The sequence below is a fragment of the Pseudarthrobacter sp. Pseusp20 genome (assembly GCF_059492155.1).
In genome coordinates this window covers 1919322-1944790 of the sequence record NZ_CP168521.1, presented here as the reverse complement: position 1 = coordinate 1944790, position 25469 = coordinate 1919322, and the positions used below count along the sequence as shown (strand labels likewise).

The 25469-nt window shown below is 66.4% G+C and carries 22 protein-coding genes and 1 rRNA gene; 7 read left to right on the top strand and 16 right to left on the bottom strand.

All coding sequences use genetic code 11. From position 1 onward, the window contains the following. Window positions 1–67 precede the first annotated feature (67 nt). The 4 genes from scpB to ACEN9K_RS09025 all read right to left on the bottom strand — a co-directional run bounded on the left by scpB (window position 68) and on the right by ACEN9K_RS09025 (window position 4089). Entirely contained in the window at window positions 68–793 is a 726-nt protein-coding gene (gene scpB, locus ACEN9K_RS09040) for an SMC-Scp complex subunit ScpB (RefSeq protein WP_134164416.1), read from the bottom strand. Continuing rightward, entirely contained in the window at window positions 790–1605 is an 816-nt protein-coding gene (locus tag ACEN9K_RS09035; RefSeq protein ID WP_018772021.1) for a segregation and condensation protein A, read from the bottom strand. The genes scpB and ACEN9K_RS09035 overlap by 4 nt, the downstream gene beginning before the upstream one ends. Before the next feature lie 7 nt (window positions 1606–1612). Further along, window positions 1613–2512, bottom strand: coding sequence for a ParA family protein (locus tag ACEN9K_RS09030; protein WP_026266195.1), 900 nt, complete (start codon window positions 2510–2512; stop codon window positions 1613–1615). Window positions 2513–2742: 230 nt separating this feature from the next. Beyond that, a complete protein-coding gene (locus ACEN9K_RS09025; protein ID WP_018772019.1) occupies window positions 2743–4089 on the bottom strand; it encodes a C4-dicarboxylate transporter DctA in 1347 nt (448 codons plus the stop codon). A gap of 158 nt (window positions 4090–4247) precedes the next feature. Between ACEN9K_RS09025 and ACEN9K_RS09020 the strand changes: the two genes are divergently transcribed. After that, window positions 4248–5882, top strand: a complete 1635-nt coding sequence (locus tag ACEN9K_RS09020; protein ID WP_018772018.1) for a sensor histidine kinase — start codon at window positions 4248–4250, stop codon at window positions 5880–5882. Then, window positions 5879–6592: a response regulator gene (locus ACEN9K_RS09015; RefSeq protein ID WP_495635566.1), complete on the top strand. Its 714-nt coding sequence runs from the start codon at window positions 5879–5881 to the stop codon at window positions 6590–6592. The genes ACEN9K_RS09020 and ACEN9K_RS09015 overlap by 4 nt, the downstream gene beginning before the upstream one ends. Before the next feature lie 39 nt (window positions 6593–6631). Here the strand turns inward: ACEN9K_RS09015 and ACEN9K_RS09010 are convergent, their stop codons facing one another. Continuing rightward, a complete protein-coding gene (locus ACEN9K_RS09010; RefSeq protein WP_495635565.1) occupies window positions 6632–8536 on the bottom strand; it encodes a propionyl-CoA synthetase in 1905 nt (634 codons plus the stop codon). A 173-nt stretch (window positions 8537–8709) separates the two neighbouring features. On the opposite strand from ACEN9K_RS09010, the gene ACEN9K_RS09005 reads away from it, so the two are divergent. The 4 genes from ACEN9K_RS09005 to ACEN9K_RS08990 all read left to right on the top strand — a co-directional run bounded on the left by ACEN9K_RS09005 (window position 8710) and on the right by ACEN9K_RS08990 (window position 12998). Continuing rightward, entirely contained in the window at window positions 8710–9366 is a 657-nt protein-coding gene (locus tag ACEN9K_RS09005) for a GntR family transcriptional regulator (RefSeq protein ID WP_018772015.1), read from the top strand. After that, the gene (locus tag ACEN9K_RS09000; protein WP_018772014.1) at window positions 9359–10879 is read left to right on the top strand and encodes an MmgE/PrpD family protein; all 1521 of its coding nucleotides are present in this window, start codon (window positions 9359–9361) and stop codon (window positions 10877–10879) included. Before ACEN9K_RS09005 ends, ACEN9K_RS09000 begins: the two co-directional genes overlap by 8 nt. Next, window positions 10880–11782 carry a methylisocitrate lyase gene (prpB, locus tag ACEN9K_RS08995; RefSeq protein ID WP_478222031.1) on the top strand — a complete coding sequence of 301 codons (903 nt, stop codon included), beginning with the start codon at window positions 10880–10882 and terminating at the stop codon, window positions 11780–11782. It abuts the gene before it with no gap. A 76-nt stretch (window positions 11783–11858) separates the two neighbouring features. Then, the gene (locus ACEN9K_RS08990; RefSeq protein ID WP_018772012.1) at window positions 11859–12998 is read left to right on the top strand and encodes a bifunctional 2-methylcitrate synthase/citrate synthase; all 1140 of its coding nucleotides are present in this window, start codon (window positions 11859–11861) and stop codon (window positions 12996–12998) included. Between the two features lie 72 nt (window positions 12999–13070). On the opposite strand, the gene ACEN9K_RS08985 is transcribed toward ACEN9K_RS08990, so the two are convergent. Then, window positions 13071–13553 (bottom strand): 8-oxo-dGTP diphosphatase, encoded by a 483-nt coding sequence (locus ACEN9K_RS08985; RefSeq protein WP_144599563.1) that lies wholly within the window; start codon window positions 13551–13553, stop codon window positions 13071–13073. Between the two features lie 75 nt (window positions 13554–13628). Between ACEN9K_RS08985 and ACEN9K_RS08980 the strand changes: the two genes are divergently transcribed. Then, window positions 13629–14318 carry a hypothetical protein gene (locus ACEN9K_RS08980; RefSeq protein ID WP_488314795.1) on the top strand — a complete coding sequence of 230 codons (690 nt, stop codon included), beginning with the start codon at window positions 13629–13631 and terminating at the stop codon, window positions 14316–14318. Window positions 14319–14365: 47 nt separating this feature from the next. Here the strand turns inward: ACEN9K_RS08980 and xerD are convergent, their stop codons facing one another. The 10 genes from xerD to rrf form a co-directional block, all read right to left on the bottom strand. Beyond that, window positions 14366–15379, bottom strand: coding sequence for a site-specific tyrosine recombinase XerD (gene xerD / locus ACEN9K_RS08975; RefSeq protein ID WP_056389686.1), 1014 nt, complete (start codon window positions 15377–15379; stop codon window positions 14366–14368). Beyond that, window positions 15379–16038, bottom strand: a complete 660-nt coding sequence (locus ACEN9K_RS08970; RefSeq protein ID WP_488314796.1) for an NUDIX domain-containing protein — start codon at window positions 16036–16038, stop codon at window positions 15379–15381. The genes xerD and ACEN9K_RS08970 overlap by 1 nt, the downstream gene beginning before the upstream one ends. A gap of 27 nt (window positions 16039–16065) precedes the next feature. Beyond that, window positions 16066–17871: a CTP synthase gene (pyrG, locus tag ACEN9K_RS08965; protein ID WP_488315979.1), complete on the bottom strand. Its 1806-nt coding sequence runs from the start codon at window positions 17869–17871 to the stop codon at window positions 16066–16068. A gap of 28 nt (window positions 17872–17899) precedes the next feature. Beyond that, on the bottom strand, window positions 17900–19639 hold the full coding sequence (gene recN / locus ACEN9K_RS08960; RefSeq protein ID WP_478222032.1) for a DNA repair protein RecN: 1740 nt from the start codon (window positions 19637–19639) through the stop codon (window positions 17900–17902). Window positions 19640–19643: 4 nt separating this feature from the next. Next, a complete protein-coding gene (locus ACEN9K_RS08955; protein ID WP_018772005.1) occupies window positions 19644–20669 on the bottom strand; it encodes an NAD kinase in 1026 nt (341 codons plus the stop codon). 13 nt (window positions 20670–20682) lie between these two features. Continuing rightward, complete coding sequence (locus ACEN9K_RS08950; protein ID WP_478222033.1) at window positions 20683–21498, bottom strand: TlyA family RNA methyltransferase; 816 nt, start codon at window positions 21496–21498, stop codon at window positions 20683–20685. Further along, entirely contained in the window at window positions 21498–21809 is a 312-nt protein-coding gene (locus tag ACEN9K_RS08945; protein WP_478222034.1) for a hypothetical protein, read from the bottom strand. The genes ACEN9K_RS08950 and ACEN9K_RS08945 overlap by 1 nt, the downstream gene beginning before the upstream one ends. A 9-nt stretch (window positions 21810–21818) precedes the next feature. Then, window positions 21819–22808: an HAD-IIA family hydrolase gene (locus ACEN9K_RS08940; protein WP_056389678.1), complete on the bottom strand. Its 990-nt coding sequence runs from the start codon at window positions 22806–22808 to the stop codon at window positions 21819–21821. A gap of 5 nt (window positions 22809–22813) precedes the next feature. Further along, window positions 22814–24643, bottom strand: coding sequence for a tetratricopeptide repeat protein (locus ACEN9K_RS08935; protein ID WP_495635564.1), 1830 nt, complete (start codon window positions 24641–24643; stop codon window positions 22814–22816). Window positions 24644–25213: 570 nt separating this feature from the next. After that, window positions 25214–25330: ribosomal RNA gene (gene rrf, locus ACEN9K_RS08930) — 5S ribosomal RNA — on the bottom strand. Window positions 25331–25469: the final 139 nt, after the last annotated feature.

The window sequence follows — 25469 nt, the reverse complement described above, 5'->3', positions numbered from 1 at the left end:
GTCTGCCCTGATAGAAAACCTGATAAACAAACTGCTCATGAGACCGCTGCCGGCAGAAGGGTCCTGCCTACATGGTCCCGGCGTCGTAGAACTCTGCGATCCCGTCGAGTCCCGGAAGGTGCGGCGACAGCTGGGGCAGGTCCTCCACTGAACTGACTCCCATCCGTTCAAGGAAATAGGAGGTGGTCCGGTAGAGGATTGCGCCGGACTCGGGATCCGTTCCCGCGTCCTCGATCAGCCCGCGCTGGGCAAGCGTCCGTACGACGGAATCAACATTGACACCGCGAATTGCAGACACCCGGGCCCGGGAAACGGGCTGGCGGTACGCGATGACTGCCAGCGTTTCCAACGCCGCCTGGGTAAGCCTGGCGGTCTGCCCCTCAAGCACATATTTGCCGACAATGTCGGCAAACTCCGTGCGCGAGTAGATCCGCCAGCCACCGGCGATGTTCCGCAATTCAAAACCCCGGGGGCTGGAACCAATGCCAGCGTGGCTGGCATCCTCCATCTCCGGGGCTTTAACAGTATAGCCGTTATACTCACGCTGCAGTTCTGCCAGCAGGGAGCGGACCGCGGTGACCGTCAGGCCTACCCCGGCTGCCAGCTCTTCCTCCGTGGCGGGTTGGTCCAGGACCATGAGCACCGCTTCGAGGGCAGCCTTGGCACCGCCGGGGAGGTCGTCGAAGTCCGGGCCGTGGTCCGCGTCCTCCCGTGGCGCCGTGTCCTCCGGCTTCCCTGTGTCCTCAAGCATTGCCCCGCCTTCCACGGCCAGGTCCTGCGGCTTGGAATTCACGCCTGCTCCTCATACTCTTCGCTCAGGTTTTCCGCCGACCAGTCGCGGCCTTCGGCTGTCCAGTGGATGGCAAGCTCGGACAGCGGGGACAGCTGGTCGAACGACACGGCCCGGTCCCGGAACAGTTCCAGGAGCGCCAGGAAGCGGGCCACCACCACCAGGGTGGAATCGGCGTCGGCAATCAGGGAACGGAAGGTCTGGGGCGACTCCTGTTGCAGGCGAAGCCCCATCATCCGGGCCTGTTCCTTGACGCTGACGTTGCTCCCATGCAGGTGGCCGAGTGCCACTTGCGGCGGCTGGGCGGGCGCTTTGGGCCGGAGCGCGGCCTCGGCCAGCGCGGCGAACTGTTGCGGCGTGTGTTTCCACACCAGTTCAGGAAGCATCGACGCGAAGTGCTCCTCCAGGGCCACCTGGCGTGGAAAGCGCCGGCCTTCCTGGTGCAGGGTTTCGCCCAGGATTCCTGCCACCTGCTTGAAAGCCTTGTACTGCAGCAGCCGGGCAAAGAGGAGGTCCCGCGCTTCCAGAAGGGCGATGTCCTCGTCGTCCTCCACCTCACCCGCGGGAAGGAGCCGTGCCGCCTTGAGGTCAAGCAGCGTGGCGGCGATCACCAGGAATTCGCTCGCCTCGTCCAGGGCCCACTCTTCACCGAGCCGCTGCAGTTTACGGATGTACTTGATGAACTCATCCGTGACGGTGGCAATGGCCACTTCTGTAATGTCCAGCTGGTGTTTGGCGATCAGCCCCAGAAGGAGGTCGAAGGGACCCGTGAAGTTGGCCAGCCGCACCTCGAAGCCGGGTTTGGATTCGGCCACGGCGTGGTTAGGGTGCGCCGCCGCGGGAGATCAGCTCCTTTGCCAGCCGGCGGTAGGCGTCGGCGCCCACGTGGTTTCCGGCGTAGCTGGTGATGGGCTCCGCGGCCACGGTAGCGTCTGCGAACTTGATGGAGCGCTTGATGACGGTTTCGAAGACCTTGTCGCCGAACGCCTCCACCAGGCGGGTGATCACTTCGCGGCTGTGCAGTGTCCTTGCGTCGTACATGGTGGCCAGCACGCCGTCCACCTGAAGGCGAGGATTCAGCCGGTCCTGGACCTTGTCGATGGTTTCGACCAGCAGCGCCACGGCGCGGAGGGCGAAGAACTCGCAAATGAGCGGGATGATGACGCCGTGGGCTGCCGTGAGGGCGTTGACGGTCAGGAGGCCCAGGGAGGGCTGGCAGTCGATGAGGACGACGTCGTAATCGTCTTCGACTTTCTTGAGCGCACGGTCCAGGACCTGTTCGCGCGCCACCTCGTTGACCAGCTGGACTTCCGCGGCGGAGAGGTCGATGTTGGCGGGCAGCAGGTCGACGTTTTCGACGCCCGTGTGGTGGATGGCGTCACGGATATCCACCTTGCGGTCCATCAGGACGTTGTACACCGTGAGGTCCAGCTCATGCGGGTTGACACCAAGGCCGGCGGAGAGCGCGCCCTGGGGGTCGAAGTCCACCAGGAGGACGCGGCGGCCGTACTCGGCGAGCGCCGCGGCGAGGTTGATGGTGGAGGTGGTCTTCCCCACGCCGCCCTTTTGGTTGACCATGGCGATAACGCGGGCCGGACCGTGGGAGGACAGCGGCGCGGGTTCCGGGAACTCCCGGTATGGGCGCCCGGTGGGCCCCATCACCGCGTTTTCCAGGTCGAATTCCGTGCCCTCCAGAGTTGCTGAACCCTGTTCGCTGCTCACGTATCTGTCCACACTTTCGATGACGGTGATTTCCTGCCGCTGGCTCACCAGCGCCGTTCGTTCTGCTCCCTAGGTTACAGCGCCCGACACGGCATTCGACGGAACTTGACTTTCCGCGAATGTTGAGCCTTGACCCTCTAGCTGAGGTCGAAGGTTGCACTGCCTGGGAACGCAGGACCGCCCCCGCAGCATGGCTGCGGGGGCGGTCCCGTGGGGTGTCCTGGCGGTGGCTAGGCCTTGGCAGCCTCGCGGGCGCCCTCTTCCTTGGGTGCCATTTCGCCGTGATGGTGGACCATCATGGTTGCCTCGTCGAAAGGTTCTTCGCCGGACAGCACCCGGCCAACCTGGCCGCCGTCGATCTCCTTGACCCAGGTGCCGATCAGGACGGTGGCCACCGCGTTACCCGTGAAGTTGGTCAGGGCGCGGGCCTCGGACATGAACCGGTCGATGCCGACGATCATGCCCACGCCGCCGAGCAGTTCGGGCTTGTGTGCCTGCAGGCCGGCCGCGAGGGTTGCAAGGCCGGCACCGGTCACACCGGCGGCACCCTTGGAGGCGATGATCATGAACACCAGCAGGGAGATCTGGGCGCCGAGGTCCAGCGGGGTGCCCATGGCGTTGGCCACGAACAGGGACGCCATGGTCAGGTAGATGGCGGTTCCGTCCAGGTTGAAGGAGTAGCCGGTGGGAACGGTGACGCCGACGACCGGCTTGGAGACGCCGAGGTGTTCCATCTTGGCGATCAGCCGCGGCAGTGCCGCTTCCGAGGACGACGTGGAGAAGATGATGAGGTACTCACGGGCCAGGTACTTCATCAGCTTGAAGATGTTGACGCCGGCAACCACCTGGAGCAGGCCGCCCAGGATCACCACGATGAACAGTGCGCAGGTGATGTAGAAGGCGATCATCAGGGTGAACATGCTGACGATGGCCTGCACGCCGGTTGCGCCCACGACGGCGGCGATGGCACCGAAGGCACCTACCGGAGCGAGCCACATGATCATGATGAGGATGCGGAACACCAGTGCCTGGCCGTAGCCGACAGCCTTGAGGATCGGGGCACCCTGGGCGCCCATCTTCTGCAGCGCGAAGCCAACCAGGATGGCTGCCAGCAGGGTGGGCAGCACGGGGACGTCACTGGGGATGATGCCCAGCAGGAAGTCCACGGTGCTGTCGGTCGCCGCCTTCTTGTTGGGGTCGTACGGCGTCAGCTTCAGGCCCTCGCCGGGGTGGATGATGTTGCCTACCACCAGGCCGATGGCCAGGGCGAAGGTTGACATGATGATGAAGTAGCCCAGTGCCAGGCCGCCGACCTTGCCGACGGTGGCTGCCTTGGCGATGGAGCCGATGCCCAGGACGATGGTGCAGAAAATGACCGGTGCGATCATCATCTTGATGAGCTTGACGAAGCCGTCGCCCAGGGGCTTGAGGGACTTGCCCACCTCCGGGAACAGCAGGCCCACCACCGCGCCGAGGACGACGGCGGCGATAACTGCGATGTAGAGGTAGTGGGACTTGTCCAGTCCCTTGCGCCGCGGGGTCGCGGTCTCGAGCGACTCTCCTCGTTGAGAAGCCATGATGTGTCTCCTTGTGGATATTCTGATAGACGTTGCGGCGCAGTCTCTGGGCTCAACACGTCCGTCCAATGTGATATCCATCATTGGGCACCCCGTGATCCAGCTCACCGTTGCGTTCATATTGGTCGCGGTATCGGCAGGGTCCAAGGGAGGCAGGCATGATCCACCGCTGGAGTATCGCCCGCCGGCTCTTCCTGGCGAACCTGCTGATCGTCGTGTCGTTTATCGCCATCGTGGGAACGGCCGCCTACGTGGACGCGCGGGACCGGACGTATGACGAAGCGGGCCGCCGGATGGAAGGCGTGGCTGCCTCCATCGCCGCCAATCCCCTGGTGCTCCAGGCTGCTGCCACGCCGGACCCGTCCGCCGTCCTGCAGCCGTATGCCAAAGACGTCACCACCGCGGCCCACGTGGACTTCATCACGATCATGGCGCCGGACCGTACCCGCTGGACCCACCCGCGGGACGAGGAGCTGGGCCGGCCCTACATCGGCTCCATCGATGAAGCACTCCGCGGCCACACCTACACCGAAGTGACGGCAGGTACGCTGGGCCCGTCGGTGCGGACCATTGTTCCGGTCAAGGATTCTGCGGGGACAGTCAAGGCCCTCGTAGCGGTGGGTGTTACCGTCCGCAGCGTCGATATCGCCTTTGCCGGGCGCCTTCCCGTCCTGCTGGCCGTCGGCATGGCCCTCCTGGTGGGCGGTTCACTGGCGTCGTGGCTGCTGGGCAGGTACCTGCGGCGGGTTACCCGGGGCTGGGGTCCCGAACAGCTGGCACAGCTGTTCGCCTACTACGAGTCGGTGCTGCACTCGGTCCGGGAAGGGCTGATCCTGATCGATGCCCGGAAGCGCGTGGTGATGTACAACGACCAGGCTGCCGAGCTGCTGGGCCTGGCCGACACCGGCAACAATGACCCCACCCGGCCCCCATCGCTGGCAGACCTTCCCCTGGACGACGAACTGCGCAGCCTGTTCGAGTCCGGGCGGACCACCAAGGACGAGATGGTCCTGACCGGCTCCCGCGTGCTGGTGGTCAACCAGGGGCCGGCCCGGGGTCCCGAGGCCCGGGGTACCCGCGGGAAGGTCCCCGTCTACGGGACCGTGGCCACCCTCAGGGACCGGACAGAAATCGAAGCGCTGGGCAACGAACTGCAGACCATGCGCACCCTTTCCGACGCGCTGCGCGCCCAGACCCACGAGCACGCCAACCGGCTGCACACCTTGGTTTCGCTCCTGGAACTCGGCCGGACCAGGGAAGCCCTGGACTTTGCAACCCAGGACCTGGCCCTGAGCCAGCAGCTGACAGATGACATGGTGAGTTCGATCGATGAACCGGTGGTGGGCGCCCTGCTCATGGGAAAGGTGGCCGAGGCCCACGAACGCGGCGTCCAGCTGGATCTCTCCACCCTGGGCTCCGGCACGGCACCCGGGGTGGCCGTCCAGGACCTGGTGACGATCCTGGGCAACCTGCTGGACAATGCCATCGATGCCGCCGCCGATGCACCCCCTCCGCGGAGGGTGGTGCTGACGCTGGAGGCCGATGAAGAAGGCCTGGACATCGCCGTCAACGATTCCGGAACGCCCATCGACCCCACCGATGCGGAAAAGATCTTCCGGCACGGATTCAGCACCAAGCCTGCGGGGGCCGGGGGCCGGGGAATCGGCCTGGCCCTGGTGCGGCAGGCGGTGCAGCGTTTGGGCGGTACGCTGGCCATCAACGGCCGGCGCGGCGCCAAGTTCGAAGTATTCCTGCCTGCAGCGGTGTCCGCGGAGAAGGAGCACAGACAGTGAGCAACATCCGGGTCCTCGTCGTCGAAGATGAGGCCATCGCTTCGGCAGCGCACGCGGCCTACGTGGGGAGGCTGGAAGGATTCGAGCTCGCCGGGACAGCCCCCGACGGCCAGTCGGCCCTGCGGCTGCTGAACGAATTCGTGACCGCGGGAGAGCCCGTTGAACTGGTCCTGCTGGACATGAACCTGCCCGACCTGCACGGCCTGGACATCGCCCGCCGGATGCGTTCGGCGGGGATCCTGGCGGACATCATTGCGATCACCGCCGTGCGCGAACTGGCGATCGTCCGCAGCGCCGTGGCAATCGGCGTGGTCCAGTACCTGATCAAGCCCTTCACGTTCGCCACGTTCTCCGACAAGCTGGAAAATTACCGCCAGTTCCGGCAGCAGTTGGCCGGTTCCGGCGGTGGCCCCGGCAAGGGGGGCGCCTCGCAAAGCGAAGTGGACCAGGCCTTTGCCAGCCTCCGGGCGCCATCCGAACTCCCGCTGCCCAAGGGACTCTCAACCTCGACGCTCGGATCCGTCCAGGAGTTCCTCCGGGGGCAGCCCGAAGCAGTGTCCGCCACGGAGGTCATGGACGCCCTGGGGATGTCGCGCGTGACGGCTCGGCGCTACCTTGAGTACCTGGCCGATGCGGGAACAGTTTCCCGGACCGCCCGCTACGGCACCCCCGGCAGGCCGGAGAACGAATACCGCTGGAACACCCGCTGAGCTGCTCGGGGTTGGACGTGCGCGCCCCGGCCATGCGCCTCAGCCAGCCTCCGCCTCCCCCGCCCGGAGTGCTCCGATCAATTGATCGATGACGCCTGGATCCTCGATGGTGGACGGAACGGTGTACTCCTCGCCGTCCGCTATCTGGCGCATGGTCTTGCGGAGGATCTTCCCCGAACGGGTCTTGGGCAGTGCATCCACCACTGTCACCTGTTTGAAGTCTGCAACCGCACCAATGTCCCGCCGGACCAGTGCCACTAGATCCTTGGCCAGGACATCTTCGGCGATGTCCACCCCGGTTTTGAGCACCACGTAGCCGCTGGGACGCTGGCCCTTCACGGGGTCGGCGAGGCCGATCACGGCGCACTCCGCAACGGCCGGATGCTGGCCGATCACCTGTTCCATGGCGCCGGTTGAGAGCCTGTGCCCGGCAACATTGATGATGTCGTCCGTACGGCCCATGACAAAGATGTACCCGTCCCGGTCCTGGTAACCCGAATCGCCGGTGGCGTAGCAGCCCTCGAAAGCCTGAAGGTAGGAAGAGATGTAGCGCTCATCATTCCGCCACAGCGTTGTGAGGGTGCCCGGCGGCAGCGGCAGTCCAAGCACGATGTTGCCCTCGGTGCCGGGTTCCACCTCTCCGCCTGCGCCGTCGAGGATCTGCAGCCGGAACCCGGGCATGGGCACGCTCGGGGAGCCGGCCTTGATGGGCAACTGCTCCAGGCCACGCGGGTTGGCGCAAATGGCCCACCCGGTCTCGGTCTGCCACCAGTGGTCCACCACCGGCACGCCGAGGGCCCGTGATGCCCAATGGAAAGTGTCCGTGTCCAGCCTCTCGCCGGCAGTGAACAGGGTCCGCAGGCTGGAGATGTCGTACTTCCGCAGCAGCGACGCCGCCGGATCCGCCTTGCGGATGGCCCGGAGTGCCGTGGGCGCAGTGAAGAGCACATTGACCCTGTGGTCCCGGACCACGCGCCAGAATGCGCCGGCATCCGGGGTGCCTACGGGCTTGCCCTCGTACATCACCGTGGTGGCGCCGGCCAGCAGCGGGCCATAGACAATGTAGGAGTGCCCCACTACCCAGCCGACGTCTGACGCGGTCCACATCACGTCGCCCGGACCGACGTCGTAAATGTTCTCCAGGGTCCAGCGCAGGGCGACGGCGTGGCCGCCGTTGTCCCGCACCACTCCCTTTGGCGTGCCGGTGGTTCCGGATGTGTAGAGGATGTAGAGCGGATCGGTGGCCTTCACCTCAACGGGAGCGGCAGGCTCTGCGGAAGCCATTTCCGTGTCCCAGTCCAGCCAGCCCGCATGGTCCGCAGCCTTGGACGCGAATCCGTCGCGCTCCTTGACCAAGACGGGAAGATCCGGCGTGCCCGCCAGTTCCAGCGCCTCCGCGACGGCCGGCAGATACTCGATGCGGCGGGCGGGTTCGATCCCGCCCGAAGCGGTCACCACCGCCGCGGGTGCGGCGTCCCGGATCCGGGCCGCGAGCTCCTTGGGCGCAAAGCCGCCGAACACCACGGAATGGACCGCGCCCAGCCGGGCCGACGCCAGCATGGCGATAGCGGCTTCCGGGATCATTGGCATGTAAATCACCACGCGGTGCCCCTTTCCCACGCCATGGCCACGCAGCACACCGGCAAAGCGCGCCACGGCGTCCGTGAGCTGGGCATACGTGTAGCGGTGCCGGGTTCCCAGCATGGCCGAGTCATGGATCAGGGCCACCTGCTCCCCGCGGCCTTCGGCGATATGCCGGTCAAGGGCGTTGTAGCAGGTATTCAGTGTGCCGTCGGGAAACCAGCTGTAGAGCGGTGCCCGCGTGGAGTCCAGCGCCTGCGCCGGAGGAGAGCTCCAGGCGATGTTTCCCGCGGCCTCCAGCCAAAAGTCGTCGGGCTCTTCGATGCTGCGCCGGTAACTGTCCCGATAGCCGGTGGTGACCATAACGTAATCCCGTCCACGACGTTGTGATGCAGCTCATGCTAGCTGGCGGAGTTAACCACCACAAGGGTCGCTGTATACAAGGAAGTCAATTTCTGGCATATTTTCTCAAAGGTCCATTCTTTTGAGCCCAGTTGTGTATACACTGATGCAGTCAGCCGAGGAAGGAGACGAGCATGCGCGCCAGCGACAAGGCCTATGCCGCCCTGCGCGATGACATCATCGAATGGCGCCTGGCGCCGGGTACGGTCCTTGCCGAGGTGGAACAGTCCGAGCGTCTGGGCGTCTCGCGCACACCGCTGCGGGAAGCCTTGGGGCGCCTTACGGCGGAAGGCCTCACGACGGCAGGCGGCCGCGGCGTCGTCGTCACCGACATCTCGCTTGAGGACATTGACGAACTGTTCGAACTCCGCGAAACCCTTGAGGGCAGGGCGGCGGCACTGGCTGCGCGGCGCGGCGAGGCTGCGACGTTCGAGCGCCTGCAGCGCGAACTGCTCGAGGCTCCCGCATTGATTGGCGGTGACGAGCCGGCCCTGCATGACTACTACGAACTGGTGGGCCGGCTGGACACAGCAATCGACGCCGCCATCTCCAACTCCTACCTGGCCCAGGCCATGCGCAGCCTGCGCGTTCACCTGGTCCGGATCCGCCGGCTTGCCGCCGACGATGCCTGCCGGCTCACTGCCGCAGCCGCCGAGCATGCCGCCATCGCGGAGGCGATCGCGGCCGGCAACCCCAGGCTCGCCGAGGCGGCCACCATCGTCCACCTGCACCGAAGCCTCTCCCACGTCAAAGCAACCCACGCATCCCACCCGAAGGAGCACCATGGTTAAGGAACACCACGTCCGCGTCTATAAAAGCGAAGAAAACCTGCCCCGCGAGGACCAGCTGGCCTACAAAATCGCCCAGGTCGCCGCGGACCCGGTGGCTGTGTCTGACGACGTGACCGCTATGGTGATCAACCGCGTCATCGACAACGCCTCGGTGGCGATCGCTTCCCTGAACCGCGCGCCGATCGTCGCCGCCCGTGCCCAGGCGCTCACCCACGGCCCCAGCACCGGCGGCAAGGGGTCCAAAGTCTTCGGCATCGAGGACCGCGTGTCCCCGGAGTGGGCAGCCTGGGCCAATGGGGTGGCTGTCCGGGAACTGGACTACCACGACACCTTCCTCGCGGCCGACTACTCCCACCCCGGGGACAACATCCCGCCGATCCTCGCCGTCGCCCAGCACGTTGGCGCCAGCGGCCACGACCTGATCCGGGGCATCGCCACCGGGTACGAGATTCAGGTCAACCTGGTCAAGGCCATCTGCCTGCACAAGCACAAGATCGACCACGTGGCCCACCTCGGCCCCTCGGCCGCGGCCGGGATCGGCACCCTGCTTGGCCTCGATGTGGAGACCATCTTCCAGTCAGTGGGCCAGGCGCTGCACACCACCACCGCCACCCGGCAGTCCCGCAAGGGCGAGATCTCCACCTGGAAGGCCCACGCCCCGGCCTTTGCCGGCAAGATGGCCATCGAATCAGCGGACCGGGCCATGCGCGGCCAGACCTCCCCCGTGCCCATCTACGAAGGCGAAGACGGCGTCATCGCCTGGATGCTCGATGGCCCGGACGCCTCCTACATGGTCCCGCTTCCCACCCCGGGTGAAGTCAAGCGTGCCATCCTGGACACCTACACCAAGGAACATTCCGCGGAGTACCAGGCCCAGGCGTGGATCGACCTTGCCCGCAAGCTGCACCGCGAACACCCCGAGGTCACCGATCCGGCCAACGTCGAGTCAGTGCTGATCAAGACCAGCCACCACACGCACTACGTGATCGGCTCCGGCGCCAACGACCCCCAGAAATACAGCCCCACCGCGTCCAGGGAAACCCTGGACCACTCCATCCCGTACATCTTCACCGTGGCCCTGCAGGACGGGGCCTGGCACCACGTGGACTCCTACGCACCGCAGCGCGCCGCCCGTCCGGACACCGTGGAACTGTGGCACAAAGTCAGCACGGTGGAAGATCCCGAATGGACCCGCCGCTACCACTCCCTGGACATCGCAGAGAAGGCTTTCGGCGGCTCGGTGGAGATCACGCTCAAGGACGGCACCGTCATCACCGACCAGATCGCCGTTGCCGACGCCCACCCGCTCGGCGCCCGCCCCTTCGCCCGGGAACAGTACATCAACAAGTTCCGCACCCTCGCCGCCGGGCTCGTGGAGGAGGCTGAGATCGAAAGGTTCCTCACCGCCGTCGAACGCCTCCCACAGCTCGCCGCCGGTGAGCTGGACCAGCTGAACATCACCGCCGCTCCCGGCGTCATCGACCTCGCGGCGGCACCGAAGGGACTGTTCTAGATGCTGTACTCAAAGACCACCCCGGAACAGAAGCGGGTCCGCTTCCGGGAACTGCTGGCCTCCGGGACCATCCAGCAGTTCCCCGGCGCGTTCAACCCGCTCTCCGCCCGGCTGATCGAGGAAAAGGGCTTCGCCGGGGTGTACATCTCCGGCGCCGTCCTCGCCAACGACCTCGGCCTGCCGGACATCGGCCTGACCACCCTGACCGAGGTAGCCGCCCGTGCCGGGCAGATCGCCCGCATGACGGACCTGCCCTCGATCGTTGACGCGGACACCGGCTTCGGGGAGCCCATGAACGTGGCACGCACCGTCCAGGAACTCGAGAACGCAGGCCTGGCCGGCTGCCATATCGAGGACCAGTTCAACCCCAAGCGCTGCGGCCACCTCGACGGCAAGAACGTGGTGGACCAGGACACCGCCACCAAACGCATCAGGGCCGCGGCCGACGCCCGGCGGGACCCGAACTTCCTGATCATGGCCCGCACCGACATCCGCGCCACCGAGGGGCTGGAAGCCGCACAGCAGCGCGCCAAAGCCCTCGTCGAAGCCGGCGCCGACGCAATTTTCCCCGAAGCCATGAAGGACCTGGGCGAGTTCAAGGCCATCCGCGACGCGGTGGACGTGCCGATCCTGGCCAACATGACCGAGTTCGGCAAGAGCGACCTCTTCACCGTGGATGAACTGGCCGGCGTCGGCGTCAACATGGTGATCTATCCGGTGACGCTGCTCCGTAGTGCCATGGGGGCTGCTGAGCGTACTCTGGAATCGATCAAATCCGACGGCACCCAGGAGGCGCAGGTTCCAAACATGCTGACCCGTGCCCGGCTCTACGACCTCGTTGACTACGAGGCCTACAACCGCTTCGACACCGGCGTGTTCAATTTCCAGGTTCCCGGAACATGACACCCGGCACCTGACACCCAATCGGAAGGCCGGCCTCCGCCGGACGAACAGGCTTTAGGAACAAAGGAGTTTCAGCATGGCTGAAAATGAGATCAAAAAAGGCCTTGCCGGCGTGGTGGTGGACTACACCGCCGTTTCCAAGGTCAATCCGGACACCAACTCCCTGCTCTACCGCGGCTACCCTGTCCAGGAACTGGCAGCGCGGTGCAGCTTCGAGGAAGTGGCGTACCTGCTGTGGAACGGTGAACTGCCCACCAAGGACCAGCTTGCCGAGTTCAGCGCGAAGGAACGCGCCGGCCGCGCCCTCGATCCGGTGGTGAAGCAGGTGATCGATACCCTTCCGGTCACTTCGCACCCGATGGACGTCTGCAGGACTGCTGCTTCCGTTATGGGGGCACGGCATCCCCTGACCGGGGATTCCTCCCGGGAAGCCAACATGGCCAAGGCCGTGGACCTGTTCGCCGCCATGCCCGCGGTGGTGGCCTACGACCAGCGCCGCCGCCACGGGCAGGATGTGGTGGAGCCCCGCGAAGACCTTGGCTACTCGGCCAACTTCCTGTGGATGGCCTTCGGCGAGGAGCAGGTGCCGGAGGTGGTGGATGCCTTCAACGTCTCGATGATTCTTTACGCCGAGCACTCCTTCAACGCCTCCACATTCACCGCCCGTGTGATCACCTCGACGCTCTCGGACCTGCATTCAGCCGTGACCGGTGCCATCGGCGCCCTCAAGGGTCCGCTGCACGGCGGCGCCAACGAAGCCGTCATGCACACCTTCGACGAGATCGGCATCCGGCAGGAGGAGTCCCTGGAGGAAGCAGCGGCCCGGGCCAAGGCATGGATGGAAGACGCCCTGGCGCAGAAGAAGAAGGTGATGGGCTTCGGCCACCGTGTTTACAAGCACGGCGACTCCCGGGTCCCCACCATGAAAGCCGCACTGGACAAGATGATCGCCCACTACGGCCGGCCGGAACTGCTGGGGCTGTACAACGGGCTCGAGCAGGCCATGGACGAAGCCAAGGCCATCAAGCCGAACCTCGACTACCCGGCCGGGCCCACGTACCACCTGATGGGCTTTGATACGCCCACATTCACTCCCCTGTTCGTGGCCAGCCGGATCACAGGCTGGACCGCCCACATCATGGAGCAACTGGACGCGAACTCCCTGATCAGGCCGCTGAGCGAGTACATCGGTCCGGAGGAGCGGCACCTCCCCTGACTCCTGGCAGGAACGTCCGACGGCGGCCCGGCACCCAGATGCCCGGGCCGCCGTCGGCCGTTAATTGCCTGCTCAGTCCAGCAGGCTCTCGGATGAGGCGACTGATTCGTTGTCTGTGTGCATGGTGACCACCACGTTGATCCTTCGGCCTTCCAGAACCACCGGGAGCCAGTGGTCGGCGTCCTGCCACATGCGGTCCACGGGCAGCGTATCCACCCGGAACCATTCAGGCAGGATCTCGTCGCTGGGTGCCGGCTCGCCCTGCCAGGTCCGGGCGGTGAAGAGGGTGGTCCGCATATTCCATTCCGGGCGGGCCGGAAAGACGAAGTGGACCGATCCGGCGTCCGCCAGGTCCTCAACCCGCAGCACCACACCGGTCTCTTCCAGGACCTCCCTGATGACGGCCTGCGCGTCCGACTCCCCCGGTTCCACGTGGCCGCCGATGCCCACGATCTTGCCCCTGCCGAACCCGGTCTGTTTCAGCCCGAGGAGTACCTCGGGGCCGCCCGGCCCGTCACGGAGCAGGAAGCAAAGGGTCACAGCGGCTGTGGTCATGCCTTCAAGCCTATGGGGTCCGGGAGTTGTCATCGGGGAAGCGCCAAGGGACGCCGGATATGCCAAGCTCTAGGTGTGACTCCCGAAACAGGACACGGAATACGGGCCGCCAGGATTTCGGCCATTGACACCCGCCTGCCGGAGTGGCTGGTGCGCAACCCATTGTATTGGGGCTGGGCCTGGGCCTGTGTCTGGACGGCGCTCATCCTTGCAGATGAGTTCGTGAACCTGGCTGGTTGGACGTGGTACCTGCTGGTGGCAGCAGCGGCCCTGCCCACGCTGCTCAGCACCCTGGCCGTTCTCCACGTGACTCCCCGGCAGCAGGTGAAAGCCGCCCGGGAGTCGGTTTTGGGCCTGTTCTTCGTGCGGTTCCTGGCACTTGTTGCGGCCTTCATGGTCTGGGCCATCTCGGTGGTGTTCAGTGCGTCGATCTCAACCACTGTCCAAGCGGTGGCGGGAGACTCAGAGCGCGAGGTGACGGCTCTGGGCTTCACCCTGATGGCGGCCCTGGTGCCGCTGGTGGTAGCCGTCCTGTGGTTGGCGTTTGTCGCCCGGTGCGCCTGGTTCCTTCGGCGGCTTCGCGGCTGGCGGCAGGTGCCCACGCTCTCCCGCGTACCGAAATCCTTCCTCCGCGGCCGGCCACGGCTGCGCCGGGTGGTGATCGGCCTGGCACATCCCGGACTGATGTTGGTCGCCTGCATGGGAACTTCTGTGCTGGCTTTCCTGCTGGGGCCCGTGGAACTGACCATCGAGGCCATGTTCTAGCTGTCCGCGCGACCCTGGCGGCCGGACGTGCCCTGCCTGGCGGAACGTCAGCCCAGCGCGCGGGGATGAGCGGCCGCGTAGATTTCCCGGAGCGTATCAGCCGTGACCAGCGTGTACACCTGGGTTGTGGTCACCGATGCGTGGCCCAAAAGTTCCTGCACCACCCTGACGTCCGCGCCGCCTTCGAGCAGGTGGGTGGCGAAGGAATGCCGCAGCGTGTGCGGTGAGACGTCCCGGGTGATGTTGGCCTTCTCCGCCGCCGCCTTGAGGATGGTCCAGGCGCTCTGCCGGCTGATCCGGCCGCCGCGGGCATTCAGGAACAGCGCAGGCGTGCCCTTGCCCTTGGCAGCAAGCAGCGGCCGGCCGCGGACCAGGTAGGCGTCCAGCGCCCGGGCCCCGTAGGAGCCCAGCGGCACCAGCCGCTCCTTCGACCCCTTGCCGAACAGCCGGACAATGGCAGGCCCGGATTCCGGCCCGGCAAGGGAGATGTCATCAACGTCCAGTCCCACCGCTTCGCTGATCCTGGCTCCCGTGGAGTAGAGGAATTCAAGCAGGGCGCGGTCCCGCAGTCCGGCGGCAGTGTCCGTTCCTGCCGCCTCCAGGATGCGGGTCACTTCGTCAACGCTGATGGCCTTGGGCAGCCGTTTACCTGCCATGGGTGGGTGGACGTCGCGGGCTGGATCGGCCGGCGTATAACCTTCGAGGGCCCAGAACTTGTGCAGGCCACGGACCGCCACCACCGTCCGGGCCGCGGACCGGACCCCCAGGGTGGAACCGCCATCGGAACCGTCCGACAGGGCGCGGACGTAACCCGTGACGTGGTGCCGGGTGATGTCCTCCGGCCGGCCGCAGCCGGCGGCGGCAACATACCGGGCGTAGCGGGCCAGGTCCCGGCGGTAGGCCGCCAAGGTATTCGCTGCCAGTCCCCGTTCCACACCCATGTGCTGGAGGTAGTCGGTAATTGCACGGTCGATGGCGGAAGGTACAGGTGCCGGGGCAGCGGCAGCCTCCGCCGGGCCCGGTTCGACCGCCGGCGCTGCTTCAGCCGAAGGAGGCGCCATCAGCGCTGGCTGGGGTGGGCGGGCCAGGGGGCGTCGGCGGGGCGGAGGCCTTCATAGTCATTGGCGCGGGCGGCAGCGGCAGCCAGGATCCCGACGACGGCGGACGGGTTGTGCAGGCGTCCGGCCAGGACGGACGCCACGGCATCATCCAGGCCGATCCAGTGGAACTCGATCTCCGCTTCCTCGTCCGTCCGTTCGTGGCGTTCGTGGTGCGGCACTTCGGTGAGGTCACGGGCCAGGTAGATACGGATGGCCTCGCTGGAGGATCCCGGGGAATTGAAGACATCCGCCAGGACGTTCCAGGTCCCGGCAGCAAGGTCCGCTTCCTCGGCCAGTTCGCGCGCCGCCCCCACTACGAAGTCTTCGCCTTCAACATCCAGCAGGCCCGCCGGAACCTCCCAGAGGTCCATGCCCACGGGGTGCCGGTACTGCTTCAACAGCAGGACCTGGCCCTCGGCGTTCATGGGCAGGACGGCTACGGCGCCGGGATGGTCGATGTAATCGCGGGTGAGGGCGTCCCCGGCGTCCGAGAGCTGGAAGGTGTCGCTGACTACATCCCAGATCCTGCCCTGGTAGACCTTCTCCGTTGACAAAAGACGGCGCGGGCTTGGTGCATCCGAAACCTGTTTGGCAGGGGTGGCTTCAGGTGTACCAGGCATCGCGCCGTCCTTTGTGTGTTCTATCGACTACTTAGCGGTAACGGTACCCGATGCCGCATGTTCGCCGGCCGGGGGCACAGCCGTGTCGGCAACGCCCTCCTGGCCTGCACCCTGGCCGCCCGCGTTCCGGTGGCCTACGTTCTGGTGGTCAAGTGCAGCCTTGACCAGGCCGGCGAACAGCGGGTGCGGGCGGGTGGGCCGCGAGCTCAGCTCGGGATGGGCCTGCGTGGCCACGTAGTACGGGTGCACGTCGGCGGGCAGCTCAACGAATTCCACCAGCTTGCCGTCCGGGGAAGTGCCGGAGAAGACCAGGCCCTTGTCCGCAATCTGCTGGCGGTACTTGTTGTTCACCTCGTAGCGGTGCCGGTGGCGTTCGCTCACGGTGGTCTTGCCGTAGGTTCCGGCGATGACCGAGCCTTCATCCAGTTTGGCTTCGTACAGTCCAAGGCGCATGGTGCCGCCCAGGTCGCCGCGGCCTTCCACGTACTCCAGCTGCTCCTCCATGGTGGCGATCACCGGGTACTTGGAGTCCGGCTCGAATTCGCTGGAGGAGGCACCCTCCAGGCCCACCACGTTGCGGGCGTACTCGATCACCATGCACTGCAGGCCGAGGCACAGGCCCAGCACGGGCAGCTTGGTTTCGCGGGCAAACTTCAGGGCGCCGAGCTTGCCTTCGAGTCCACGGATGCCGAAGCCGCCGGGAACGCAGATGGCGTCCACGCCGTCGAGGGCCTTGACGGCGCCTTCGCGGGTCTCGCATTCGTCCGACGGGACCCAGCGGATCTTGACCTTGGCCTCGTTGGCGAAGCCGCCGGCACGCAGCGCTTCGGTGACCGAGAGGTAGGCGTCAGGCAGGTCGATGTACTTGCCCACCAAGGCAATCTCGACGTGGTGCTTGGGGTTGTGGACGGCTTCAAGCAGCTTGTCCCAGCTGGTCCAGTCAACGTCCTTGAAGGGCAGGTCAAGGGCCCGGACGATGTAGGAGTCAAGGCCCTGTCCGTGCAGGGTCTTGGGGATGTCGTAGATGCTGGGGGCGTCCGCGGCGTTCACCACGGCGTCGATATCGACGTCGCACATGCGGCCGATCTTCTCCCGCATGGCCTCCGGCACTTCACGGTCCGAACGGATCACGATCGCCTCGGGCTGGATGCCGATGGACCGCAGCGCGGCCACGGAGTGCTGGGTGGGCTTGGTCTTCAGCTCCTGCGAGGGGCCAATGTACGGCACCAGGGAGACGTGCAGGAAGAACACGTTTCCGCGGCCGATGTCCTGGCGGACCTGGCGGGCGGATTCGAGGAACGGCTGGGATTCGATGTCGCCAACGGTGCCGCCGATTTCGGTGATGATGACGTCCGGGGCGTTCTTGCCCTCGGCGGGCAAACGCATGCGGCGCTTGATCTCATCCGTGATGTGCGGGATGACCTGGACGGTGTCCCCCAGGTACTCGCCGCGGCGTTCCTTGGCAATCACCGTGGAGTACACCTGGCCGGTGGTGACGTTCGCGGACCCCTCGAGGTTTTCATCAAGGAAGCGCTCGTAGTGCCCGATGTCCAGGTCCGTTTCGGCGCCGTCGTCTGTGACGAAGACCTCGCCGTGCTGGAAGGGGTTCATTGTGCCCGGATCCACGTTCAGGTAGGGATCGAGCTTCTGCATTGTCACGGACAGGCCGCGTGCCCGGAGCAGGTGACCAAGGCTGGACGCCGTCAGTCCCTTACCAAGCGAGGACGCCACACCGCCGGTGACAAAGATGTGCTTCGTCGTCTTGGAGGAGCCCGGGAACCGGGAATTTACACGGGAATTTGATCGCTGCACCACGGAATTCGAGCCTATCATCAATTCGTCCGTCCCGTGGTTGTCCCTGTCAGGCCCGCTGGGGCAGGAGCTTGGCGTCATCCAGCAGTTCCTGGGCGTGGGCCTGCGCGGTTTCGGAGTCTTCCTGGCCGGCCAGCATCCGGGCGAGCTCACGGACCCGCTCCGGACCGTCGAGGAGGCGGACGTCACTGGAGGTGAACCCGGTGGCGGTGCCGCCGTCGGCTCCCCTGACGGAAGTCTTGGTGACGGTGATGTGCTGGTCCGCGAACGCTGCCACCTGCGGCAGGTGCGTGACCACCAGCACCTGCACGTGGCGTGCCAGCATGGCCAGGCGGCGGCCGATCTCGACGGCGGCGCGGCCGCCCACGCCGGCGTCCACCTCGTCGAAGACGAAGGTGGGGACGGGATCGACGGCGGCAAGCACCACTTCGATGGCCAGCATGACGCGGGACAGCTCACCGCCGGACGCCCCCTTGCCCAGCGGCCGGGCCGGGGCGCCCGAATGCGGCCGCAGCAGGAAGCTGATGTCGTCCGCGCCGTGCGGGCCCAGCTGACCGGTCGGCTCGAGGTTGATCACCAGCGTGGCATCGGCCATGGCCAGGGCCTTGAGCTCCGCACTGACGCGGCCGGACAGGTCCTTTGCGGCCTTGGCGCGGATCTTGCTGATGCCCGCTGCCTGCTTCTTCAGCTCCGCCTCGGCGCGGACCACCTCAGCGTCCAGGGCCTCGATGCGGGACGAGTCGTCCTGGAGCTCGTCGAAGCGGACGCGCGCCTGCTCCGCCCACTCCAGCACCTCGTCGATGGTGGGGGCGTATTTCCGGACCAGTTTGGCCAGCGCAGCGCGCCGGTCCTCGATCTCGGCCAGCCGCTCCGGGCCCTCGGAGTCCAGGCTGGCCTGGTAGCTGGCCAGCTCGGCGGCGATGTCAGTAAGCAGGAAGCCCACCTCGGCCAGCCGGGCGGCTGCGGAGCCCAGCTGCGCATCGTGCTCGGACACGTGCTCCAGGGTCCGCTTGGCGGAGTCCACCAATGTGGTGGCGTCACCGGCTTCACCAAAGTCCTCGGCAATGAGTGCCTGGTGGGCGGTGCTCGCGGCGATCCGCAGTTCCTCCACGTTGGCAAGCTTCACGGCCTCGGCCTTCAGGAGCTCATCCTCCCCCGGCTGCGGATCCACCTCGTCAATCTCGGCAAGGGCAGCCTCCAGGGATTCAGCTTCGCGGAGCCTGTCGCGGGCGGCGCTGCGGAGGTTGTCCAGCTCGGCCTGGCTGGACTTCCACCGGCCATACAGCTCCTGGTAGGCGGCCAGTGGACCGGCCAGGTTGTCGCCGGCGAACTTGTCCAGGGCTTCACGCTGCGCCGTGGCGCTCTTGAGCCGGATCTGGTCCGACTGTCCGTGCACCACCACCAGGGTCTCGCCGATCTCAGCCAGTACGCCCACAGGTGCAGCACGGCCGCCCAGGAAGGCACGGCTGCGTCCATCCGCACCAAGGCGCCGGGCCAGGATCAGCTCTGCGCCGCCGTCGAACTCTTCCGCCTCGGCACCGGCGTCCAGGGCACGCGCAATGGCCGGGTGGCCGGCGTCGAGCTTCAGGACTGCTTCAGCGGTAGCACTCTTGGCGCCGCTGCGGACGGCCCCGGCATCCGAACGGGCGCCCAGCAGCAGGCCAACGGCGGTGACCACCATGGTCTTGCCGGCGCCGGTTTCGCCGGTTACGACGCTCAGTCCAGGGCCGAGCGGAAGCGTTGCGTCGGTGATGACGCCCAGATCGCGGATTCTCAGTTCTTCAAGCATGGATTCACTTTGCAGTCGACGGATCGGGATCGCTGTCGGAGTTCTCCACATGCGGCACGGGCAGCGGCGGCATGGGCCGCGGCGTCCGCACAATGGGGATGGGGCCGGTGTGCACGGCGTCGGACTTGGGTACCGGCCCGCGCCAGCCGTGGATAGGCAGCTCGAACTTGCGGACCAGCCGGGCGGAGAACGGCGTCTGGTGGGTGCGGGCCAGCCGGACAGGAGTGGCGGACTTGGTCACTTCCACGCGGGCTCCCGGCGGCAGGTCCACCGAGCGCCGTCCGTCGCACCACAACACGCCCTGGGCGTCGGTCCGGCCCAGCACCTCCACTGCAAGCTTCGACCTGGGCGACACCACCAGGGGCTTGGCGAAGAGTGCATGGGCGCTGATGGGCACAATGACCAGGGCCTCCACCTCCGGCCAGACCACCGGACCGCCCGCCGAGAACGCGTAGGCCGTGGATCCGGTGGGGGTGGCCAGCACGATGCCGTCTGAGCCGAAGGACGTCAGCGGGCGCTCGTCCACCTCGGTCACGACTTCGAGCATGCGTTCGCGGTTGGCCTTCTCGATGGCGGCCTCGTTTAAAGCCCAGGTGTGCCAAATCTTCTGGCCGCGGACCCAGACCTGGACATCGATGGTCATCCGCTCTTCAACCGTGTACTCGCGGCTGGCAACCCACTCCACGGTCTGGGCAAGGTCCGCCCGCTCGCTTTCGGCCAGGAAGCCCACGTGGCCCAGGTTGACGCCCAGCAGCGGCACATCCACCTCACGGACCAGTTCGGCGGCCCGCAGGATGGTGCCGTCACCGCCAAGGACCATGACGAGTTCCACATCGGGCAGCTGGACGTGGTCGTGGAGGACCTCCACCGGCTGGGCCAGGTGCCCAAAGAACCTTTCCATGTCCCCCAGTTCGGACTCCTGCATCACGGGGACCATGCCGGAGGCGTGCAGCAGGGCGCAGGCTTCCCAGGCGGCTTTCAGTGATTCCTCGCGGCCGGTGTGGGCAAGGACCAGTACACGCCTGCTCATCAGGTTCCGCTCTCTAGTGGTTAGGCCAGATTTGTCCGAGCAACGCAGCGGCTGCTGCCTCTCGCTCTTCGATCTTAGGCAAGTCTTTGCTGATCCTGCGTTTTATCCACAGGAAGTATTCGACGTTTCCGTCCTGCCCCGGCAGCGGACTGGCCGCCAGCCCGCAAAGGTCCAGGCCGGCGTCGAGCGCTGCCCCGGCCACCTTCTCCACGGCCATCCGCCGCTCACGCTCCGAGTTGACCACGCCGGTGCGGCCCAGGCGGTCCTTGCCGATCTCGAACTGGGGCTTGACCATCAGCACCAGGTCGCCGCCGGGTTCGGTGCAGCCGGCCAGTGGCTGGACCACGAGGGTGAGGGAAATAAAGGACAGGTCGGCGACGGTCAGCGCTGCCGGGCCGCCAATGTCTTCCGGAGCCATGTACCTGACGTTCATGCCTTCATGGACGTCCACGCGGGGGTCGTCGCGGAGGTGCGGCACCAGCTGGCCGTGTCCGACGTCGACAGCCACCACGTGCGCGGCACCCCGCCGAAGCAGGACATCGGTAAAGCCCCCGGTGGAGGCGCCGGCGTCCAGGCACCTCTTGCCCGCCACCGAAACTTGGGGGAAGGCGTCGAGGGCCCCGGCCAGCTTATGGCCCGCGCGGCTGGCGTAGCTGTCCTGGTCATCGTGTTCGACGGCGAGGTCCCGGCTGTCATCAACCTGGAGGGAGGCCTTGGCGAGGACCTGGCCACCGGAGCTGACCTTGCCTTCGGCGATGAGCGTCGCGGCATGGGTGCGCGACCTCGCCAGCCCGCGTGCCACCAGTGCCTGGTCGAGGCGAACCGGCATCAGGCTGCACCCCCGGCGGGACCGGGCAGTGTGGAGCCGGTCCCGGTGGGGGCGGTCTCTGCGGGATCAGCACTTGCGGGATCGGCGTCTGCGGGATCGGTGCCTGCGGGATCGGCGTTGAGGGCGGCCAGCAGTTCATCGTGGAGGTCGTCGTAGACGGTCCCGTGGTCCGGGACAGGGAGCCCGGGCATGTCGAAAAGCCTGGCTACGGCCTGCGCAACCTGCGGATCGGTGAGGTCCATCCCACCTGGCTGCGGCCACTCCGGGGCCGGCTGGGCTGTCGCGTCGTCCGGTTCGGTCAGCTCAGTCATTCAACCAGTCTAGTGATCCAGCCACACCAGCTTGGGCGCCTTCGGGGCTGCGGCGTCCGGCGTCGCCGCCCACCAGGCCGCACATGCGGCCCGCCAGGAGTCGAGCTGGTCCTGGCTGCCAATGATGCCCACGGCTCCGTTGGCCACGCGCGCGGTTGACTGGCCGCACGTATACGTGCCGTCGTCGTGCGTCACTTCGGGGTACGGGCGGTGCAGGCCGGCCAGGTTTTCGATGATGTAGTTGGGCCGTTCCGCAGACCTCGCGGCCAGAATGGTTTCGCGCGTGTCGACGCCGGTCAGGACAGCAACGGTGGCAAAGCCCGCGTTGTTGCCGCCCAGGATGTCCGTGTCCAGCCGGTCGCCGACCACCAGGGGACGCTCGGCCCCGAGGCGCTTGGCTGCCGAATGGAACAGCGGAGCTTCGGGCTTTCCAGCAACCTTGGGCTGCTGCCCCGTGGCAGCAGCGACAGCGGCAACCAAGGTGCCATTTCCCGGGGCGATGCCACGCGCCTGGGGAATGGACATGTCCGTGTTGGTGGCCACCCAAAGCGCCCCGGCGGACACCACGTAGGTGGCCTCTGCCAGGTCCTTCCAGCCGATGGTTGGGCTGAAACCCTGGACGACCGCGACCGGTTCCTCCGCCTGGCTGCCCACCGGCACCAGGCCCACCAGTTCAATTTCGCGGGCAAGCGCCGTGCTGCCCGTGATGAGGATCCTGGACCCTGGTGGAAGCAGCGAGGCCAGGAGCTCGGCTGCCGCCTGCGAGGAACTGACCACCTGGTTGTCCTCGGCGGGGGCACCAAGCTCACGGAGATGCGCTGCCACCTCCGCCGGGGAGCGGGAGGCGTTGTTCGTCACATAGCCCAGGCCGATACCCAGGCCGGAGAGCTGCTGCAGTGAATCCACAGCTCCGGGAATGGCGTGGGGCCCGGCATAGACCACGCCGTCCAGGTCGGCGAGCAGTGCGTCGAAGCGGGAAACCAGTGAAACGTCACTCATGCTTGTCAGTCTTCCCGGCGTTCTTCATCATGCTGGGTGGCACCGCTGTCCTCCGCTTCGGCATCACCGGCAGCTTCGGAATCCAGCTCGTCCCGTTCCACCGAGTCCTGGTCCGATTCGGCGTCGTCGGAGACGAAGTAGTCGGCGTCCTGGTCGTCCAGGTTGCTGTCCTGGGCTGCTTCCGCTTCGGTAGCGCGGGTGCTTTCAGCTTCGGCGTCTGCGTCACCGGCGGTGGGGGTTTCAGCGGGAGCTTCGGTTTCGGCGGCGCCGGAGGCACGCTCCAGCAGCCGGCGTCGCTCAGCCTCTTCCCGTGCCTCTTCTTCCTCGTCCCAGCCGAGGTCGATGATTTCGGGTTCCTGGTCCGCACCCTGGCCCAGCGCGTTTTCTGCCACGACCGCCTGGCGGTTCCACTTTTCCGACTCTTCCTGGCGTCCCACCGCTGCAAGTGCATCGGCGTAGGCACGGAAGAGTCGCGGACTGTAGGAGAAGGCACGGTTGATGTCCAGCTGCGGAATCTCCAGTTCCGCTACTGCCGCGTCCAGCTGGCCCAGATCGGTCCGTGCACCGGCTGCCACGATTGCCAGTTCCACCTTGCCGGGCGCGTCAAGGTCCCGGGCTTCCTCCGAGCGGGCAACATCGAGGGCACGGTCGGGGCGCCCCAGGCCACGCTCGCAGTCGGCCATCACGGGGAGGTGCACGTTGGAACCACTGATCCGGCGGAAGGTGCGGAACTCGCGGAGTGCCTCACCGTAATGGCCGGCAGCATAGGCCGTCAGGCCAACGGCCTCGCGGACGGCTGCGAGCCGTCCGCCACGACGACTGGCGGCGAGGGCGTGCTGGAAGGCAAGCTCGGGCTCGTCGTCGATAAGGCGGCCGGCCATCACCAGGTGACGGGCAACCCACTCTGCGCTCTTGGGCTCAAGGGTCTTGATCTGGTGGTGCGTGGCTCGGTCCAGTTCCTTGCCCGTGACGTCCTCATCGATCTCGGGTGAGCGTTCCCGGTCAGGGCGGTTGGCGCTGCGAAGGTCTGCGGCGTTGGGCACGCGGACAGGGCGCTCCTCCTGGCGGTCGCGGCCAAAGCCGCGGGGGCCGGAGCCGCCACGACCTGATTCGGCCCGGGAGTCGCCGCGGTCGAAGCTGCGCGGTGCGCGATCCTGCCTGTCACCAAACGGCTTGCGGTTCTCGCCACCGAAGCCGCGGCGGTCGCCTTCGCCTTCGCGGCGCGGACGGTCACCGAAAGGCTTCCGGTCACGGTCACCACCGCCAAAGCTGCGGCGGTCGCCCTCACCGTCACGGCGCGGACGGTCACCAAAGGGCTTACGATCACGGTCGCCGAAAGGCTTCCGGTCACGGTCCCCGAAAGGCTTACGATCACCGCCACCAGTACCACCGGTGAAACCACGACGGTCACCCTCACCGTCACGGCGCGGACGGTCACCAAACGGCTTACGATCACGATCACCGAAAGGCTTACGATCACCGCCACCAGTACCACCGGTGAAACCGCGACGGTCACCCTCGCCGTCGCGGCGGGGACGGTCACCAAACGGCTTACGATCACGATCACCGAAAGGCTTCCGCTCACCGCCACCAGTACCACCGGTGAAACCGCGACGGTCACCCTCGCCGTCGCGGCGGGGACGGTCACCAAACGGCTTACGATCACGATCACCGAAAGGCTTCCGCTCACCGCCGGCCCCGGAACCGCCGCGGGAGGGGCTGTTGCCGTCGCGGTCGGAGCGGGACCGGAATCCGCGGGGATCCCCGCCGGAGTTGTTGTTGCCGCGGAACGCGCCGCGGTCGTTGCCGCGGTTGCCCCCGTTGTGCTCGGCCATATGGATTCCTCCTGTTGTGAGCCGACCACTGGCGCAACTGCAGCCGCTCGTTTCGTTTCCTACGCAACCCGAAATCAAGCGCTTCGAAGTCCGTACATCTTCATCAATTCTAGTGGAGCCGCGAAATCCCAAGGGACAGCGGGCCCCTTGGGAGCGGTATCGTGGCCATCTTCACAGGCGACGCCCCATCACATCCTGCCCGTTTCCGCGGGATGCGCCATCACATCCTGCCCGTTCGCCGGCCACGCCTCATCACTTCGTGAGAGTCTTCTGTCGTGGCGCGGGACGTGGTGTCGCGTCACCGGTGGGGGAGGAAAGCTGATGTCGCGTCACCCATAACCGCACAGGACGTGGTGTCGCGTCACCGGTGGGGGAGGAAAGCTGATGTCGCGTCACCCATAACCGCACAGGACGTGGTGTCGCGTCTGCGGTGAGGGGACGAAAGCTGATGGCGCGTCACGGGGCCCAGGTGCGGGATCGCGTTGTGGTGTTGGTGGGTTAAATACTTTGGTGTTGGTGGGTTAAATGTGGGAGGCCCCAACCTGGTGGTTGGGGCCTCGACCAATGTGTGTCCGGCGGTGACCTACTCTCCCACACCCTCCCGGGTGCAGTACCATCGGCGCTGTGGGTCTTAGCTTCCGGGTTCGGAATGGGACCGGGCGTTTCCCCCACGCTATGACCGCCGTAACCCTTGTACCCGCCCGCCCGGTGTTTTGTTCGGGGGTGGGAAGTCTGGTGGTTACAACATTGTGGTGTTGTTATTCAGTTGTGGTGGTTCCGTGCCGTGACAACCCCGGTGTTGGGGGGTTGTTGGTTGGGAACCACA